The 15,304-nt window shown below is 37.8% G+C and carries 16 protein-coding genes; 15 read left to right on the plus strand and 1 reads right to left on the minus strand.

The annotated features are described in order from the left end of the window. The first annotated feature begins 373 nt into the window (after positions 1-373). Both ACFSR0_RS04060 and ACFSR0_RS04065 read left to right on the plus strand, forming a co-directional pair. A complete protein-coding gene (locus tag ACFSR0_RS04060; protein ID WP_379980163.1) occupies positions 374-772 on the plus strand; it encodes a GIY-YIG nuclease family protein in 399 nt (132 codons plus the stop codon). Between the two features lie 123 nt (positions 773-895). After that, entirely contained in the window at positions 896-1,822 is a 927-nt protein-coding gene (locus ACFSR0_RS04065) for an SMP-30/gluconolactonase/LRE family protein (RefSeq protein WP_379980165.1), read from the plus strand. A gap of 45 nt (positions 1,823-1,867) precedes the next feature. On the opposite strand, the gene tuf is transcribed toward ACFSR0_RS04065, so the two are convergent. After that, a complete protein-coding gene (gene tuf, locus ACFSR0_RS04070) occupies positions 1,868-3,055 on the minus strand; it encodes an elongation factor Tu (RefSeq protein WP_379980167.1) in 1,188 nt (395 codons plus the stop codon). 221 nt (positions 3,056-3,276) lie between these two features. Between tuf and ACFSR0_RS04075 the strand changes: the two genes are divergently transcribed. The 13 genes from ACFSR0_RS04075 (at position 3,277) to ACFSR0_RS04135 (ending at position 15,108) form a co-directional block, all read left to right on the plus strand. Then, positions 3,277-3,924, plus strand: coding sequence for a type 1 glutamine amidotransferase (locus tag ACFSR0_RS04075; protein WP_379980169.1), 648 nt, complete (start codon positions 3,277-3,279; stop codon positions 3,922-3,924). Between the two features lie 22 nt (positions 3,925-3,946). Then, a complete protein-coding gene (locus tag ACFSR0_RS04080; RefSeq protein WP_379980171.1) occupies positions 3,947-5,023 on the plus strand; it encodes a S66 family peptidase in 1,077 nt (358 codons plus the stop codon). A gap of 317 nt (positions 5,024-5,340) precedes the next feature. Beyond that, positions 5,341-6,369 carry a 3-deoxy-7-phosphoheptulonate synthase gene (locus ACFSR0_RS04085; protein ID WP_379980173.1) on the plus strand — a complete coding sequence of 343 codons (1,029 nt, stop codon included), beginning with the start codon at positions 5,341-5,343 and terminating at the stop codon, positions 6,367-6,369. A gap of 11 nt (positions 6,370-6,380) precedes the next feature. Continuing rightward, positions 6,381-7,061 (plus strand): DUF554 domain-containing protein, encoded by a 681-nt coding sequence (locus ACFSR0_RS04090; RefSeq protein ID WP_379980175.1) that lies wholly within the window; start codon positions 6,381-6,383, stop codon positions 7,059-7,061. A gap of 206 nt (positions 7,062-7,267) precedes the next feature. Next, positions 7,268-8,026: an amino acid ABC transporter permease gene (locus tag ACFSR0_RS04095; protein WP_379980177.1), complete on the plus strand. Its 759-nt coding sequence runs from the start codon at positions 7,268-7,270 to the stop codon at positions 8,024-8,026. Positions 8,027-8,052: 26 nt separating this feature from the next. Continuing rightward, a complete protein-coding gene (locus ACFSR0_RS04100) occupies positions 8,053-8,880 on the plus strand; it encodes a transporter substrate-binding domain-containing protein (protein WP_379980179.1) in 828 nt (275 codons plus the stop codon). Between the two features lie 15 nt (positions 8,881-8,895). Further along, positions 8,896-9,606, plus strand: coding sequence for an amino acid ABC transporter permease (locus ACFSR0_RS04105; RefSeq protein WP_379980181.1), 711 nt, complete (start codon positions 8,896-8,898; stop codon positions 9,604-9,606). 2 nt (positions 9,607-9,608) lie between these two features. Continuing rightward, complete coding sequence (locus ACFSR0_RS04110; RefSeq protein ID WP_379980231.1) at positions 9,609-10,355, plus strand: amino acid ABC transporter ATP-binding protein; 747 nt, start codon at positions 9,609-9,611, stop codon at positions 10,353-10,355. An 11-nt stretch (positions 10,356-10,366) separates the two neighbouring features. After that, on the plus strand, positions 10,367-11,593 hold the full coding sequence (locus tag ACFSR0_RS04115; RefSeq protein ID WP_379980183.1) for an aminotransferase-like domain-containing protein: 1,227 nt from the start codon (positions 10,367-10,369) through the stop codon (positions 11,591-11,593). Positions 11,594-11,605: 12 nt separating this feature from the next. Then, positions 11,606-12,583, plus strand: a complete 978-nt coding sequence (locus ACFSR0_RS04120) for a D-2-hydroxyacid dehydrogenase (protein WP_379980185.1) — start codon at positions 11,606-11,608, stop codon at positions 12,581-12,583. 12 nt (positions 12,584-12,595) lie between these two features. Then, the gene (locus tag ACFSR0_RS04125) at positions 12,596-13,354 is read left to right on the plus strand and encodes an amino acid ABC transporter ATP-binding protein (RefSeq protein WP_379980187.1); all 759 of its coding nucleotides are present in this window, start codon (positions 12,596-12,598) and stop codon (positions 13,352-13,354) included. Positions 13,355-13,363: 9 nt separating this feature from the next. Further along, positions 13,364-14,554: an MFS transporter gene (locus ACFSR0_RS04130; protein ID WP_379980189.1), complete on the plus strand. Its 1,191-nt coding sequence runs from the start codon at positions 13,364-13,366 to the stop codon at positions 14,552-14,554. Between the two features lie 80 nt (positions 14,555-14,634). Continuing rightward, complete coding sequence (locus ACFSR0_RS04135) at positions 14,635-15,108, plus strand: Lrp/AsnC family transcriptional regulator (RefSeq protein WP_379980191.1); 474 nt, start codon at positions 14,635-14,637, stop codon at positions 15,106-15,108. Positions 15,109-15,304 lie beyond the last annotated feature (196 nt).

Consider the following 15,304-nt stretch of genomic DNA (forward strand, 5'->3'; position numbering starts at 1 on the left):
TGCACGATTTATGCCAGTAACCTGAAAAAACTCATGCACCTATTATATCAAAAGTGAGAGGAAAATGTTGTTATATCAAGGAAACATTACTGTTCAGGAGACATTATATAAAGATTAGGATGAAATAAAAAAGAATCGTTTATGGAAGGTTTTTTATGAAAGAGTTTGTTCACTTATATTTGAATACTCACCAAGACATTATTCAAAATTGTCTATTTTTGATGGATTATCGCAAGAGCGCTCATCACTTTTCACAGTGCAGGCTAGTTATGGCATTTCTTATCAGCTATGGGCAATCTATTTACTGCTAATGCTATTTATTGATGCTTTCTTCTTGAAGTTTTCTTGCCAACTAGTCATTGAGCTAATACATATGACAAATCGAAAAATAGTGCGTAAGAAGTTGACAAAGGTTCCTTCTGGTGAACTATTATTAAATCCTAAAGAGATTTTAAACCTTTCAACTAAACAGAAAAATGACACATGGAATAGGCTTAATCAACCAGGAGTCTATCTTTTGTTCAATACTCAGAATAAAACGTATTACATTGGACAAGCAACTCGTATGTTAGATAGAGTTTGTCAACATTTTTTAGGAAAAGGAAATCAAGACGTGTATGCTGATTACCGTTATGGGAAGCCTTTTGATATTCAGTTTATTCCCCTTCTAAACAGCGGCTACTTAACGTTAAATGAACTAGAAAGAGAAGCAATTAAGGCTTATCAAGGGTATTCTAGAGGGTACAACCGAAATAGGGGAATGAAAGGTTGAACGATGAAACGCTTTTTGGGTAAGTGATGTTCATCTCTTTCATTTCATGATACAATTTGGTTGGAATTGCAACCGCTTTTTTACACTTGCAACCGAAAAATTGAGAAAAAAGGTGACTAATGGATGAGTAAAATAGAATTACTAGCTTCCGTACCACTTAATGAAAGAGCTATTCCTTTTAAGGAAGCGAAACCTTGGTTTAAAGTATCTGATCAACAAATGCAACTAGAAGGATTGTGTTTTGATAACCAAAATCATTTGTTTTTTGTGGATGTGTTTGGTGGTGGAGTATATGCACTTGAGTTGACGGCAATGAAACTAGAGAAGATTGCATCGTTTGAAAATGAAAATCCTGCGACGGTCAAAAGAAATCACGATGGACGCTTATTTGTGTGTTGTCTAGGGGACATGAGAGGGACTGGTAGTGTTGTTTCAATGAATCCAGATGGAAGTGATCAACAGGTTGTTGTTGATTCATCACTAGGTTATGTGATTGATGATTTATCCTTCGATCAGGATGGCGGCTTTTATTTTACAGACTTTAAAGGGTATTCGTGCGAACCAACGGGTGGTGTTTACTATGTATCACCTGATTACAAAACAATCACCAAAGTATTAGCAAATATGGCTGTTCCAAATGGCGTTGTTTTAAATACAACCGGCAATGGTCTTTGGATTACTGAGATGAGTCAAAACCGGTTACACTATTTGAGTATGACTGAAGATCCGACCATTATCGCTAACTATGGCAGTTCCGTTCCGTATCATTTTACTGGATTGGAAGGACCGGATTCTATTTGTATTGATGCAGATGATAATCTCTACGTGGCGATGTATATGCAAGGTCGAGCAATGGTTTTTGACAAATATGGATTACCTATTGAACAAATCCTATTGCCAGAACGAAAAAAACACAAAATGTTGCGCTCGACTTCGGTAGCCATTCACCCAAATAAAAAACAACTTGTCCTTTGTTCAAATGATGGCGAGGGTGATGGAGGAGCATGGTTGTATACTTGCAAGAGTTTGAGTAAAGGAATTTTACTATAGGATGAAAAAAAGACGCTTTCCTTTAACAGGAGAGCGTCTTTTTGATTAAGCTTCAATTTCTGAGACAATACCCGAACCAACTGTTCGACCACCTTCACGTATTGAGAAAGTTGTTCCTTTTTCAACTGCGATTGGATGGATTAATTCAACTTCGATTGTGACGTTATCACCAGGCATGACCATTTCTGTTCCTTCAGGTAGGGTAACATTACCTGTAACGTCCGTTGTTCTAAAGTAGAATTGTGGGCGATAGTTATTAAAGAATGGGGTGTGACGTCCACCTTCTTCTTTGGTTAACACATAAACTTCACCTTTGAATTTTGTATGTGGTGTAATTGAACCTGGTTTTGCCAATACTTGACCACGTTCCACTTCACTACGATCAACACCGCGGAGCAATACACCTACATTATCTCCAGCTTCGCCTAAATCCAATGTTTTACGGAACATTTCAATCCCAGTTACAATAGCTTTACGTGTTTCTGGTTTTATGCCAACGATTTCAACTTCGTCACCGACTTTTACTGTACCACGATCGATACGACCAGAGGCAACAGTACCGCGACCAGTAATCGTGAAGACATCTTCAATTGGTAATAATAAAGGTTTATCCGTATCACGGTCAGGAGTAGGGATATATTCATCTACTGTATCCATTAATTCCATGATAGCAGCTTCAGCTTCTGGATCTCCTTCGAGTGCTTTTAAAGCAGAACCCTTGATAACTGGAATATCATCACCAGGGAAATCGTATTCGTTTAAAAGCTCACGGACTTCCATTTCAACCAAATCAATCAATTCTTCATCGTCAACTAAATCGGTTTTATTAAGGAAAACAATTAAATGCTTTACACCAACTTGACGTGAGAGCAAAATGTGTTCACGTGTTTGAGGCATTGGACCATCTGTTGCTGAAACAACCAAGATAGCGCCATCCATTTGAGCGGCACCGGTAATCATGTTTTTAACATAGTCCGCATGTCCAGGTGCATCGATATGCGCATAATGCCGTTTTTCAGTTTCATATTCAACGTGAGCTGTATTAATTGTAATCCCACGTTCTCTTTCTTCGGGTGCTGCATCAATACTTGCATAGTCTTGAGGGCTTGCTAGTCCTTTTTTGGCTAATACAGAAGTAATTGCTGCGGTCAAAGTTGTTTTCCCATGATCGACGTGTCCAATAGTCCCAATATTTACATGTGGTTTTGTCCGACTGTAATGTTCTTTTGCCATTTTAAAAATCCCTCCGTTTAATAAATGATATCTTACAATAAGTAAGCCTTATCGTTGATAACTTTATTATAGGTCAACTAAAGTCAAAGTCAATTATTTGCACTTATTATTGCTTTTTTGGCCTTCTTCTTTTAGGATGTAAGAATCAAAGGTACTTAATTTTTTGTTTCAAGTTGTAAAGCAAGTTAGTGTAATTTTTAGAAGCGATGGAGGAATAGATGATGAAGGCAATCATTCTTCAACATGTAGCATTTGAAACACCGGGATATATTAATAATTGGATGGCTGAAAGAGAGGTAGCCAGTCAACTTATCCGTGTTGATTTAGGAGAAGAAATTCCTTATGATGCGGATATTGATTTATTGGTCGTTTTAGGCGGACCCATGAGCGCGAATGATAATGACCCTTTTTTAAAGCAGGAACGACAGTTAATTCAGCAGCAATTGAAGAAAAATAGAGCTGTTTTTGGTATTTGTCTAGGTGCCCAACAACTGGCAGTTTGTTTAGGGGAAACCATTCAGTCCACGCCCAAAGAAGTTGGTTGGGGAAACGTGGTTGATTATCGCACGAATCAAGCGTATACCGTTTTGCACTGGCATGGTGAAGGCTTTTCATTTCCTACTGGCAGCACCCGTCTTTTTTATTCGGATGATTGGGCCAATCAAGGATTCCAATATAAGCGTGCAATTGGACTACAATTTCACTTGGAGACAACGCCTACATCAATTCGAGCGATTGTCGAGAACGATGAAGCATTTTTGAAGCAATCTATTTTGAAACAAACTGCTACAGAAGTGATGAATCATCCCATTGCGACTGAAAATAAGGAACTACTCTATCATTTATTAGATCAATTGATGGGTGATTGAGAACGAAGGGGGGGAAGGGATAGTGAAAAAAGCGCCACGGATTAACAAAGAGGATAAAGTTGCTATCATCAGCCTGTCAAGTGGGATTTTAGGAGATGAAAGTTGTCAATACAATATTGAAATTGGGACCAAACGTTTGCGGGAAATGGGATTGGAACCTGTTTTTACGAAACATGCGTTGGCTGGCAGCGAGTATATCAGAAAACATCCGGAGAAAAGGGCAGCGGATCTAAAAGCTGCCTTTTTAGACCCGGAAATAAAAGGAATTATCTGTGCCATTGGTGGCGATGACACATTTCGAACATTGCCATTCTTAATGGAAGACCCGGAATTCATAGAAGCTGTAAAAACCAATCCGAAAATTTTTACTGGCTACTCTGATACAACGGTCAATCATTTGATGTTCTATCAACTAGGATTAGAGACTTTTTATGGGCCATCATTTTTAACTGATTTTGCGGATATTGGACCAGAAATGCTTCCCTATACAATGAATGCAGTCGGACAATTTTTAGCGGATCAGCCTGAACAAGGAACTATTTTGCCAAGTGCAACTTGGTATGAGGAACGAAAAGACTTTTCGGCAAAGGCGATTGGAGAATCGCGGGTGGCTCATTTGGATAAAAAAGGCTTTGAACTGCTACAAGGAAATCCTGTTTTTTCGGGTCATCTGTTAGGCGGTTGTTTCGAAAGTTTGACAGATATTTTGTCTGGGGAACGTTACGCAGATGAAAAAAAGGTGGCTGGAACGTATCATTTATTCCCCGAGCTATCAAAATGGCAAGGTGCAATTTTATTTATCGAAACCTGTGAAGAAAAAATAGTACCGAAAGAATTTGAACGAAAACTCTTGATGTTAAAGGAAACCGGTCTTTTTTCTCAAATCGCTGGTATGATTGTAGGGAAACCACAAGATGAATGCTTCTATCATGAGTATCAATCGATTCTCATTGATACGGTAGCAGATCATACCTTACCCATCGCATACAATTTTCCATTCGGGCATGCCTATCCACGAACAGTCTTACCGTATGGTGTTCGTGTAACCGTGGACACTATCTCACAAGTTCTTCGATTTGATGAAAGAATATTTTCATAAGCGGTTGACGGAAAAAGCGGTCTTGTGCTATAGTTCATCTAACGTATTGATGTCATTGCTCAATGAAGTAGATTCAACATTCCCTCTATCAGAAAGTCGATGGTTGCTGCAAATCGATGAAAGTGTTGTATTGAATTACGTCGAGCTGGAAAAAAAGTGAATAAGTTGTCAAGTGGAAGATTGTTTCTTCAATTAAGGTGGTACCGCGGATTACTATTCGTCCTTAGCATGCATGTGCTAAGGACTTTTTGTTACGTTTTTTGGAAAAACAATTTTTCTGTTAAAGCTAAAAAGGGTGATTAGAAAGGGAGAGTCCAATGAGTTTTGAAAAATTAAGTAAAAAAATAAATTTAGAGTTGGTAAAAAATACTTCTTTGTTAACTGAGGAACAAACAAGTTATAAACAGCATCGAGATGAAGAGCTCAGAAGAATTATCACTGGTGAAGATCAACGCTTTTTGTTGGTGATTGGTCCATGCTCGGCTGATAATGAAGTAGCTGTTTTTGACTATGCACAACGGCTTGCAGAACTACAAGAAAAAGTAAAAGATAAACTCTTTATCGTGCAACGAGTGTATACAAACAAGCCTCGAACGAATGGCGATGGGTACAAAGGGATGCTGTATCAGCAATCACCAGATGAAGAGGTAAATTTAATCCGCGGAATGGTTGCGGTTCGCAAAATTCATCGTCGAGTTCTGACAGAGACTGGCTTAACGACTGCCGATGAAATGTTGTATCCAGAAAATTTTGAATTGGTCTCTGATTTAGTTAGTTACCATGCAGTTGGGGCACGTTCCGTAGAAGACCAACAACATCGCTTTGTAGCAAGCGGAATTGATGCACCAGTAGGCTTAAAGAATCCAACCAGTGGCAATTTAGCAGTGGCATTTAATGCACTGCATGCCGCCCAACGCTCGCAATCATTTATCTATAATGGGGTGGAGGTTTCGACCAGTTCAAATCCATTGGCGCATTTAATTTTGCGTGGGGGATTAAATGAATATGGAAAAATCATTCCAAATTATCATTATGAAGATTTGGTATCTGCAGCGTCATTGTATGACAAAGAGACTTTTAAGAATCCTTTTGTTTTGATCGATACCAACCATGATAATTCTGGTAAAAATTATTTGGATCAAATTCGAATTACCAAAGAAGTCCTTGCTAGCCGCGAGTGGAATCCACAGGTGAAACAGCTTGTTCGTGGTTTGATGGTTGAAAGCTACTTAGCTGATGGTCGAGGGGAAGTAGGCAAACAAGCCTATGGACAATCGATTACCGATCCTTGTTTAGGATGGGAAAAGACAGTCGAGTTAATTCAACATGTTTACCAGAATGTGTAGGTAATCAGTAAATGTGGGGAACATTGTTTAATACGATCACGATTATTGTTGGTTCAGCTTTGGGTGGATTTTTGAAAGAAAAATTTCCAGTTCGGTTTCAAACAATTCTTCTTCAGGCAATGGGGTTAGTTGCTGTGATGATTGGGATAAACACAGTTATTGTCAATTTGGGGGAAAGTCAGTATCCAATCGTGTTTATTATCAGCTTAGCCATTGGCGCTGTAATTGGTGAAGGACTTCAATTACAGCAGAAAGTTAATCGTAAATTATCGCAACAAGGAGATTCAAATTTAGCGAATGGGTTAACAACAGCCATCTTACTTTTTTGCATTGGGAGTTTGTCAATATTGGGTCCAGTCCAAGCGGCAATCAATCAGGATTATACTTTCATGATAACGAATGGGGTTCTAGACGGAATTACATCGCTCGTTTTGTCAGCAACGTTTGGCTACGGTATTATGTGGGCGGCACCTGTCTTATTTATCTGGCAAGGAAGTATCTATGCGTTCGCTTATTTGTTTCAGCAGTCCCTTCAAACAGAATTGCTTGTAGAGCCGATGATTATAGGTGGCATCCTTATTTTTGCATCAGGCCTATCCATTTTGAAATTAAAAGAAATTGCAATCTTAAACCTTTTGCCTGCCATATTTGTTCCACTCATCGGTTATGCTTTCTATCATCTAGTTTTTTGACTAGGTGATTTTTTTGCATTTTAATAATTGTTAATCATTAATATTCTATAGGTGAAATCGATTTATTTTTACTTTTTTAAGTAGAAAAGCGAAATTTTATTAATATAAGCATTTTACACTGAATAGATATAGGAAAAGCCGGAACAATGATGTATGATTTGAAAAATCAGAAAATTCAGATTTTTAAGTTTGAAGGAGGAAAGGCCATGAAAAGTTTTTTTAATTGGGAACTAGTGTATCAATACTTTCCTAAAATACTCAGTGCTTTGCCGGTTACATTAATGATCGTAACCATCGCTACACTAGTAGGTCTTGTATTGGGGAGTCTCATTGCCTTTGTACGTGTTGAGAAAATACCAATTTTATCACAGATTAGTGCAGTCTTTGTTTCATTTATTCGTGGGACACCGATTCTTGTGCAATTGTATGTGGTTTATTATGGTATACCAACATTATTAGAAGGGGTAAATATTGATGTCTCTTCTTGGAACAAAATTTTCTTTATTTATATCACGTATGGGTTAAATACCGCGGCCTTTCAATCTGAAACAATTCGTGCAGCTATTTTAAGTGTACCAGCCACCCAAAAGGAAGCTGCTATCGCCTGTGGGTTGACGCGATTTCAAATGTATCGCAGTGTCATCTTGCCACAGATGGTACGAGTTGCTTTACCATCTTTTGGTACCACAACCGTGGCATTGCTACAAGATACCTCTCTTGCATTTACGATTGGGGTCATCGATGTTGTAGGGAAAGCCAAAGCCATTGGTGCTGTAACCTTCCATACATTGGAAGGTTACGTTGGAGCAGCAATTATATTCATTGTTTTAAGTTTTGTACTTGAACGAATATTTGCTTGGTTAGAAGAGCAAATGAAATTTGAGCAAGTATCAACTAAAAAAATGCGGTTGCCTTCTCTCCTTTTTTTCCAAAAAAAAGAGAAGGTGAAGACAACTTCATTATAAAAAAATAGGTCTTAGGGGGAAAATGTATGAAAAAATCAAGAATTGTTACGGGATTAAGTGTTGCTGCCTTTTCATTGTTATTAGCTGCTTGTGGGAGTAGCGGTGGTTCTGACTCCGATTCATCAGAAGACAGCGGAAAAGTTACAAAAATCACGGTTGCGACTGGGAATGATGCATTGCCCTATGCCTATTTAGACGAAAATGGGAAGTATGATGGCTATGATGTTGCCGTTGTAAAAGCAATTGATAAGAAATTAAAGGACTATAGCTTCACATTTGAAGGATCGGATTTTCCAACGACCCTCTCCAATCTTGAAAGTAACAAAGCACAAATGGCTGCTTATGAATATGAAGTCAATGATGAACGAAAAGAAAAATTTGTTTATGGTGATGTAGGTTATGTTGTTTGGGATACGTACATCTCTTATGATCCTGATAAAGGGGAAACCTACAACACTTTTGATGATTTAAAAGGAAAGAAAGTATATGTTACGACTTCGACCAACCAGGCAGCTATGGCTGAAAATTATTTAAAGGATCATCCCGATGCATTTACGCTAGTTTACGGTGAATACAGTAATGAACAAATTGTTCAAGCATTAACTTCTGGTGCCGTTGATGCAACATTAGCACCTAAGTACCAAATTGATAATTATAATAAAACCTTTGACGTTCATTTGAAAATAGGCGATAAACCTGTTCATAATTCTGATGCATACCTCCTATTTAATAAGAAGACGGATACAAAATTAATTGAAGAAGTTAATAAAGCGTTAAAAGAATTGAAGGAAGACGGAACAATCAAAAAACTATCTGAAAAATATTTGGATGGAGATTATGTTCCCAAAGATTAAGAGAGGTGAGCCAATATGAGTTTTGATTTTTCGACAATGATAAATTCTTTAAAGATTGCTAGCCACTATATAGGAACCACGCTTTTCATGGCGGGTTCCTCCTTGGTAATCGGTATTTTCTTTGGATTACTGATTGCCTTGGCAAGGCAGTATAAAATAAGAATAATTGCCCCTTTTTTCCAAATTCTTATCACATTACTGAAGGGCGTTCCAATTGTTTTGATTATATTGGCAAGTTACCTCATTGCTTCAAAAAAATTTGACACCATCGCGGAAGGAATGCATTGGTCCATTCGTTTTAAAGATTTTAATATGATCTGGATTGCTATCTTTGCTTTAAGTATTTTATCAATCATTAATAGTAGTGAAATTTTCCGGGGAGCATTTTCATCCATTAAAAAAGGACAGTTTGATGCAGCCAAGTCGCTAGGAATGACCAATTTTCAAACGATTCACAGAGTTCTTTTGCCACAGGCGTTTCCAGTGTCAGTTCCGATGTTCAGTAATTTGTTAATCACGTTGGTTAAAGCTTCAGCACTTGCATCAATGGTCAGTGTGGTAGATGTTTTCGCAGCAGCTAAAATTTCTGCTCAACAAAATTATCGCTTTTTAGAAGCCTATATTGCTGTAGCGATTATTTACTGGATCATTAGTTTAATTATTGAAAAAGGTGCACAATTATTTGAACAACGGATGAATCGAAAGTTAAGGAGGGCTTCTTTATGACCATGTTGGAAGTAAGAAATTTACACAAAAAATTTGGTAAAAAAGAGGTGCTGAAAGGTATTGATATAGATGTAAACCAAGGCGAAGTAGTCGTATTATTGGGGCCAAGTGGCTCTGGTAAAACGACTTTCCTTCGTTGTTTGAATTTTTTGGAACGTGCAGATCAAGGACAAATGACGTTGGATGAACAAGTGATTCATGTTGAAAAAGCCAAAGAAAAAGAAATTTTGGCGCATCAACGAAAAACGGCGATGGTCTTTCAGAATTATGCCTTGTTTCAAAATAAGACAGCAATAGAAAACATCGCGATGCCAGTGATGATGGCTCAAAAAAAATCAAAAGAAGAAGCGTTCAGTCTAGCTACTCAACTTTTGGAGCAAGTGGGGTTGTCTGATCGGGCCAATTTTTATCCGAGTCAGATGTCAGGAGGTCAACAACAGCGGATTGGTATTGCACGAGCCTTAGCCTTAAATCCAAAGGTGATTTTGTTTGATGAACCAACATCTGCACTGGATCCAGAATTAGTCGGACAGGTCTTAGCATTGCTTCGTGATATAGCTGAGACAGGTGCTACGATGGTCTTAGTGACACATGAGATGAAATTTGCTTATGAAGTTGCTGATAAGGTTGTCTTTATGGAAAATGGCTATGTTGTTGAACAAGGAGCGCCTCAAGAAGTATTTGAACAGACTAAAGAAGAACGAACCAAAGCATTTCTGGCTCGTTTTACCAATCAATTTGCCGTATAGGAGGAAGATAGATGCACTATCAATTTGCCAATCGCATGAATCATTTAGAAGGTTCAGCTTTAAGAGAAAATGCAAAGAAAAATATGGAAGCCAAAGATGTCATTTCATTTGCTTATGGTTATCCTTCCATCGATGCTTTTCCAATGGACACACTTAGAACCATTTCTGAACGAATGTACACCGAGTTTGATCCAGAAACTTTTCTTCAATATGGACCAAGTGAAGGCTTGCCCGAATTAAGAAAACTAGTTAAAAAACGAATTGAAGAACAAGCAGCAATTGATAGTGATGATGAAGTGATGATTGTATCAGGATCAACGCAAGCCATGGATTTGGTTATTAAAGTCCTGTGTAATGAAGGGGATATCGTTCTTTGTGAAGAACAGACCTTTTCTGGTGCAGTCAATGCTATCAAAAGCTATGGCGCAATACCAGTTGCTGTCCCTATGAATGTTTCCGAGGAATGCCTTGATTTGGGAGCGCTAGAGGAAATTCTCGCTAATGATAGCCAACATCGAATTAAATTACTCTATCTAATCCCAACGTTTCAAAATCCGTTGGGTACTTCTATTCCCTTAGAAAAGCGAAAAGAAATTTATGCCCTTGCCAAAAAATATGGCATTCTTATCTTTGAAGATGATCCATATGGGGACTTGCTTTATTTTGGTGATCCGATACCAAAAATGAAGTCTTTTGATACCGATGAGCTGGTTATCTATGCAGGATCTTTTTCAAAGATATTGGCTCCGAGCACTCGTTTAGGGTTTGTTATGGCGCCACAACCTATTTTTGAAAAATTGGTTTTAGCAAAGCAAGTTTCCGATTCTCATACGAACTTTTATTGGCAAGTTCTTTTGACAGAGTTTATGGAAAACTATCATTTTGAAACACATGTCAATTACTTGAAAGAACTGTATCGCGAAAAATTAACAGTTATGTTAGCGGAATTGGCGAAGCTGCCAAGTGAGGCCATTCGCTATATCGAACCAACTGGTGGATATTTTATTTGTTGTGAATTGTCTGATGAGGTCGATGAAGAGGCTTTTTTGGATTACTTATTTGATCACAAAGTCATCGTGATTCCTGGAAATGTGATGAGTGTTGCTGGAAAAGGGTACGAGAAGTTTTTCCGCATGAATTTTACAAAACCATCCGTTGAAGAAATTCAATTAGGCATTCAACAAATGAACGAAGCCATAGAATATGCTCGTAAAGCACAAATATCGAAGGCAATTTGAGGGGAGACATGCATGAAACTTATTTATTTTGGTGTAAGTGACGAAGAAGAACCGTATATTCAAAGATGGTCTTTTCTCAATAAAGTGCCAGTTACGATTCGAAAAGAACAAATCAGCAAAGAAACCATTGCATTTGCGAAAGGGCATGATGGCATTTGTTTATATCCGAGTGCCGAGATGAGTCAAAATGAATCCTTCTATCGTACGTTACGGAGTTATGGGATGAAACAATTATCCATTAAGTCAACAGGAATTGATGGTGTGAATCTTGAATGGGCGAAAAAATATCATTTGCAAGTCACAAATGTGCCTTCCTATAGCCCGACATCCGTTGGTCATTTTGCCGTTATGGCTATATTGATGTTAGCCAGAAATCTTCCATTACGGATAAATGAACGCGATCATCTATCTAGAAAAATAGCGATTGGGGATGAAATTCAAAGTATTACAGTCGGCATTATTGGTACTGGAAGAATTGGCATGGTTGTTGCACAAACTATCGCAGCAATGGGAGGTAAGGTTGTTGCATACAGTCATTCACACAATCCGCAATTAGAGCCATTTGTTTCTTACCTTTCATTGGAAGAAGTTGTACAGAAATCGGATATCATTTCCATCCATATTCCGTTAACCAAGGAATCGTATCATCTTTTTGATGATGCGTTGTTTGCTAAGATGAAACCCAATGCCAAAATTGTGAATACAGCACGCGGGAAAATTATCAATACAGATGCACTGCTTCGTTGGCTAGCACAAGGAAATGCTGGTGGCTGTATGTTGGATACCTTGGAAAATGAAGAAGCGTATTTTCATTTAGGACAAGAAAAAAATCCACTCTATCAACAATTGATGGCCTATCCAAATGTTTTTATCACGCCTCATATTGCTTATTACACGCAATTGGCGGTGAAAGAAATTGCGGAAACGGCATTAAATAATGCTTACGATATTTTGGAACATGGGGAATCGAGAAATACTATATCTGTGTAAGAGGTGAGCAATATGATTGAAGCACAAGTTTTCGGACTGAAAAAGCAATTTGGGAAGAATGAGATATTAAAAGGCATTGACTTGACCGTTCAACGAGGTGAAGTTGTTTGTATTATTGGTCCAAGTGGTTCTGGGAAAACAACATTTTTACGATGCTTGAATTTACTTGAAGAACCAAATGAAGGAAGCTATCAATTGGATGACACAATGTATAATTTAGCAGGGATAGGCGCAAAACAAGCACGAGAGATTGCATTGAAAACGGCCATGGTTTTTCAATCATATGAACTATTTAGTCATATGACTATTTTAAAAAACGTTATGGAAGGTCTTGTGACGCCTAGAAAGGTCAAAAAGAAAGAGGCCGAACAGATTGCTTTGGATGCTCTTCGTCGTGTTGGACTGGAAGATAAAAAAGACATGTACCCTATTCAGCTTTCAGGGGGGCAACAACAGCGGGTTGGCATTGCTAGGGCAATGGCTCTCACGCCAGAAATTTTGCTATTTGATGAACCAACTTCTGCATTGGATCCTGAACTTGTTGGAGAGGTTTTAGCTGTTATGAGAAAACTTGCAGATAGTGGGCAAACGATGATTGTTGTGACGCACGAAATGCAATTTGCGCAAGAAGTCGCAGATAAAGTGATTTTTATGGCGGATGGCTACATAGTGGAAGAAGGGTCACCCGATGACGTTTTCAATCACCCAAAAGAAGATCGAACGAAACAATTCTTAGCCCAAGTTCGTTTCAAGGAAGTCATGTCTGCATAAGGAGGAGAAATGGAAGAAGTTCAGCGTTCAGAAAAGATTTGGTCAAAAAATTTTATCGTAACGATGCTAATCAGCACCTTTGCAACAACTGCAATCACAATGCAAATGGGTTCACTGCCCATCTATGTGACACAGCTAGGGGGCTCGAAAGCATTGTCAGGATTTATTGTTGGTATCTTAGGGCTGTCCGCATTGGTTACTCGTTTTCCTGTGGGTGTGTGGCTTGATAAATACGGACGAAAACGGCTTTTATTGGTCGGAATCTTTCTTCTGTTACTTGATTTTGGTTTATTAACACTTTACAAAACACTTCTCATACTTTTTCTTTTAAGAATGGTCCAAGGGATTGCTAATAGCATCCAAAGTACAACAACTAGTACGATTGCAGCAGATTGTATTCCTAGTGAACATTTAGCTGAAGGTCTAGGTTACTATAGCATTGCACAGGCTTTACCTAGTGCAATTGGTCCTCTAATTGGGTTGACCATAGCTGAGAAACTAGGCTTTCAACGCTTGTTTCAATTTGCATTTGTTCTTGTGTTGATTGCTTTTTTCCTTAGTTTCTTGGTACAGGATCAGTACGTAGCTGAACAAAAAAAAACTCAGACGAATATTCCCAATCAAGAGGGTGACGAAACGCTACAAGCCATTTTTAAACGCAAAAGCATTCTCATTCCTAGTGCAATTTTATTCTTTATTTGCTTTGCAAATTCTGGTGTTGTTTCTTTTTTGGCCCAATATGCTGCTGAGAAACACATTGGTGGAGCAGGGTATTATTTTACAGTGATGTCATTGGTTATGGTTTGTGTACGTTTTGTTTTGCCAAATATTTTTGTTTATATGAAATCGTTTGTATTGGTAGTAGCCAGTATTTTTTTAGTTGGTCTTGCCTTTTTTTTGATTGCTTGGACAACAAATTTTTGGGGCTTAATCGTTGCAGCTGTTCTTTATGGAGTGGGGTATGCAAGTTTACTGCCGATCATGAATACCATTGTTTTAGAAAATGCTGCATCGTCTGAAAGAGGAAAGGCAACAGCTATTTTTTCTGCCTCACTAGATGTTGCTTACGGTGGTGGCGTTCTTTTATGGGGTGTCGTTGCTTCGTTAACAAACTTTACAACAATGTATTTATTATGTGCAATATTTGTGATTATTAGTCTGATATTAGTAGTTATCTACAAAAAAGCATTGTCAATGTAAGAAAATATGACATAAACAACAAAAATAACTTGCATCTTTTTGGATAACTCGCTAAAATAAAAAAAAGTGAGGTGTAATGAATGGATGCAATTGATCAAAATATATTAAATATTCTTCAAAAAAATGCACGTGAGACTGTGAAACAAATGGCAGAAGAATGTTTCATTTCTTCCCCTTCCGTTTCCGTTCGGTTACAAAATTTGGAAAATCGTGGATTTATCGATTCTTACCAAGCAATGTTAAATTATCAAAAAATTGGATTTTCTATAAAGGCGTATATCCATTGTGCGGTAAATGCAAAGGATAAACAAAACTTTTACACCTTTATCGAAGATGTGCCAAATGTGACCGAATGTGATTGCATAACTGGCGAGTATTCGATGATGTTAAGAGTATTTTTTCCCAATACAGTGGAATTAGATGAGTTCATAAATCAATTACAAAAATTTGGAGATACCAAAACGAATATCGTCTTTTCAACACATGTCGGTCCTCGAGGGTTACAACTTTCGGAAGAAAATGTGAGTTTAAATAAAAAGCACCATAAAGAATGATCGAAATTTCGAAAAAAAGCGTCCATAGCGGAGGCTTTTTTTGTTTTAAGCAACTAAGTTAATCAATAATTGAAAGCGAATACATGCAAAACATTTGTTAAATGTGCTTTTTTCACCCATACTAAAAAGTGTAAGAATTAGTAAAATTTAAAGAAGAGGTGAAACATTTTGATTGAATTCCAACACGTTACAAAAG

The sequence above is a fragment of the Enterococcus camelliae genome, assembly GCF_042685105.1.
Taxonomy (GTDB): Bacteria; Bacillota; Bacilli; order Lactobacillales; family Enterococcaceae; genus Enterococcus_G; species Enterococcus_G camelliae.

Bases quoted from the DNA above. Each gene is read 5' to 3' on its own strand.
- ACFSR0_RS04120 (WP_379980185.1), top strand. From the start codon at position 11,606: ATGAAACTTATTTATTTTGGTGTAAGTGACGAAGAAGAACCGTATATT.
- ACFSR0_RS04135 (WP_379980191.1), top strand. From the start codon at position 14,635: ATGGATGCAATTGATCAAAATATATTAAATATTCTTCAAAAAAATGCA.
- ACFSR0_RS04075 (WP_379980169.1), top strand. From the start codon at position 3,277: ATGAAGGCAATCATTCTTCAACATGTAGCATTTGAAACACCGGGATAT.
- ACFSR0_RS04130 (WP_379980189.1), top strand. From the start codon at position 13,364: ATGGAAGAAGTTCAGCGTTCAGAAAAGATTTGGTCAAAAAATTTTATC.
- ACFSR0_RS04085 (WP_379980173.1), top strand. From the start codon at position 5,341: ATGAGTTTTGAAAAATTAAGTAAAAAAATAAATTTAGAGTTGGTAAAA.
- ACFSR0_RS04095 (WP_379980177.1), top strand. From the start codon at position 7,268: ATGAAAAGTTTTTTTAATTGGGAACTAGTGTATCAATACTTTCCTAAA.
- ACFSR0_RS04115 (WP_379980183.1), top strand. From the start codon at position 10,367: ATGCACTATCAATTTGCCAATCGCATGAATCATTTAGAAGGTTCAGCT.
- ACFSR0_RS04060 (WP_379980163.1), top strand. From the start codon at position 374: ATGACAAATCGAAAAATAGTGCGTAAGAAGTTGACAAAGGTTCCTTCT.
- tuf (WP_379980167.1), bottom strand. From the start codon at position 3,055: ATGGCAAAAGAACATTACAGTCGGACAAAACCACATGTAAATATTGGG.
- ACFSR0_RS04065 (WP_379980165.1), top strand. From the start codon at position 896: ATGAGTAAAATAGAATTACTAGCTTCCGTACCACTTAATGAAAGAGCT.
- ACFSR0_RS04110 (WP_379980231.1), top strand. From the start codon at position 9,609: ATGTTGGAAGTAAGAAATTTACACAAAAAATTTGGTAAAAAAGAGGTG.
- ACFSR0_RS04125 (WP_379980187.1), top strand. From the start codon at position 12,596: ATGATTGAAGCACAAGTTTTCGGACTGAAAAAGCAATTTGGGAAGAAT.
- ACFSR0_RS04105 (WP_379980181.1), top strand. From the start codon at position 8,896: ATGAGTTTTGATTTTTCGACAATGATAAATTCTTTAAAGATTGCTAGC.
- ACFSR0_RS04100 (WP_379980179.1), top strand. From the start codon at position 8,053: ATGAAAAAATCAAGAATTGTTACGGGATTAAGTGTTGCTGCCTTTTCA.
- ACFSR0_RS04090 (WP_379980175.1), top strand. From the start codon at position 6,381: ATGTGGGGAACATTGTTTAATACGATCACGATTATTGTTGGTTCAGCT.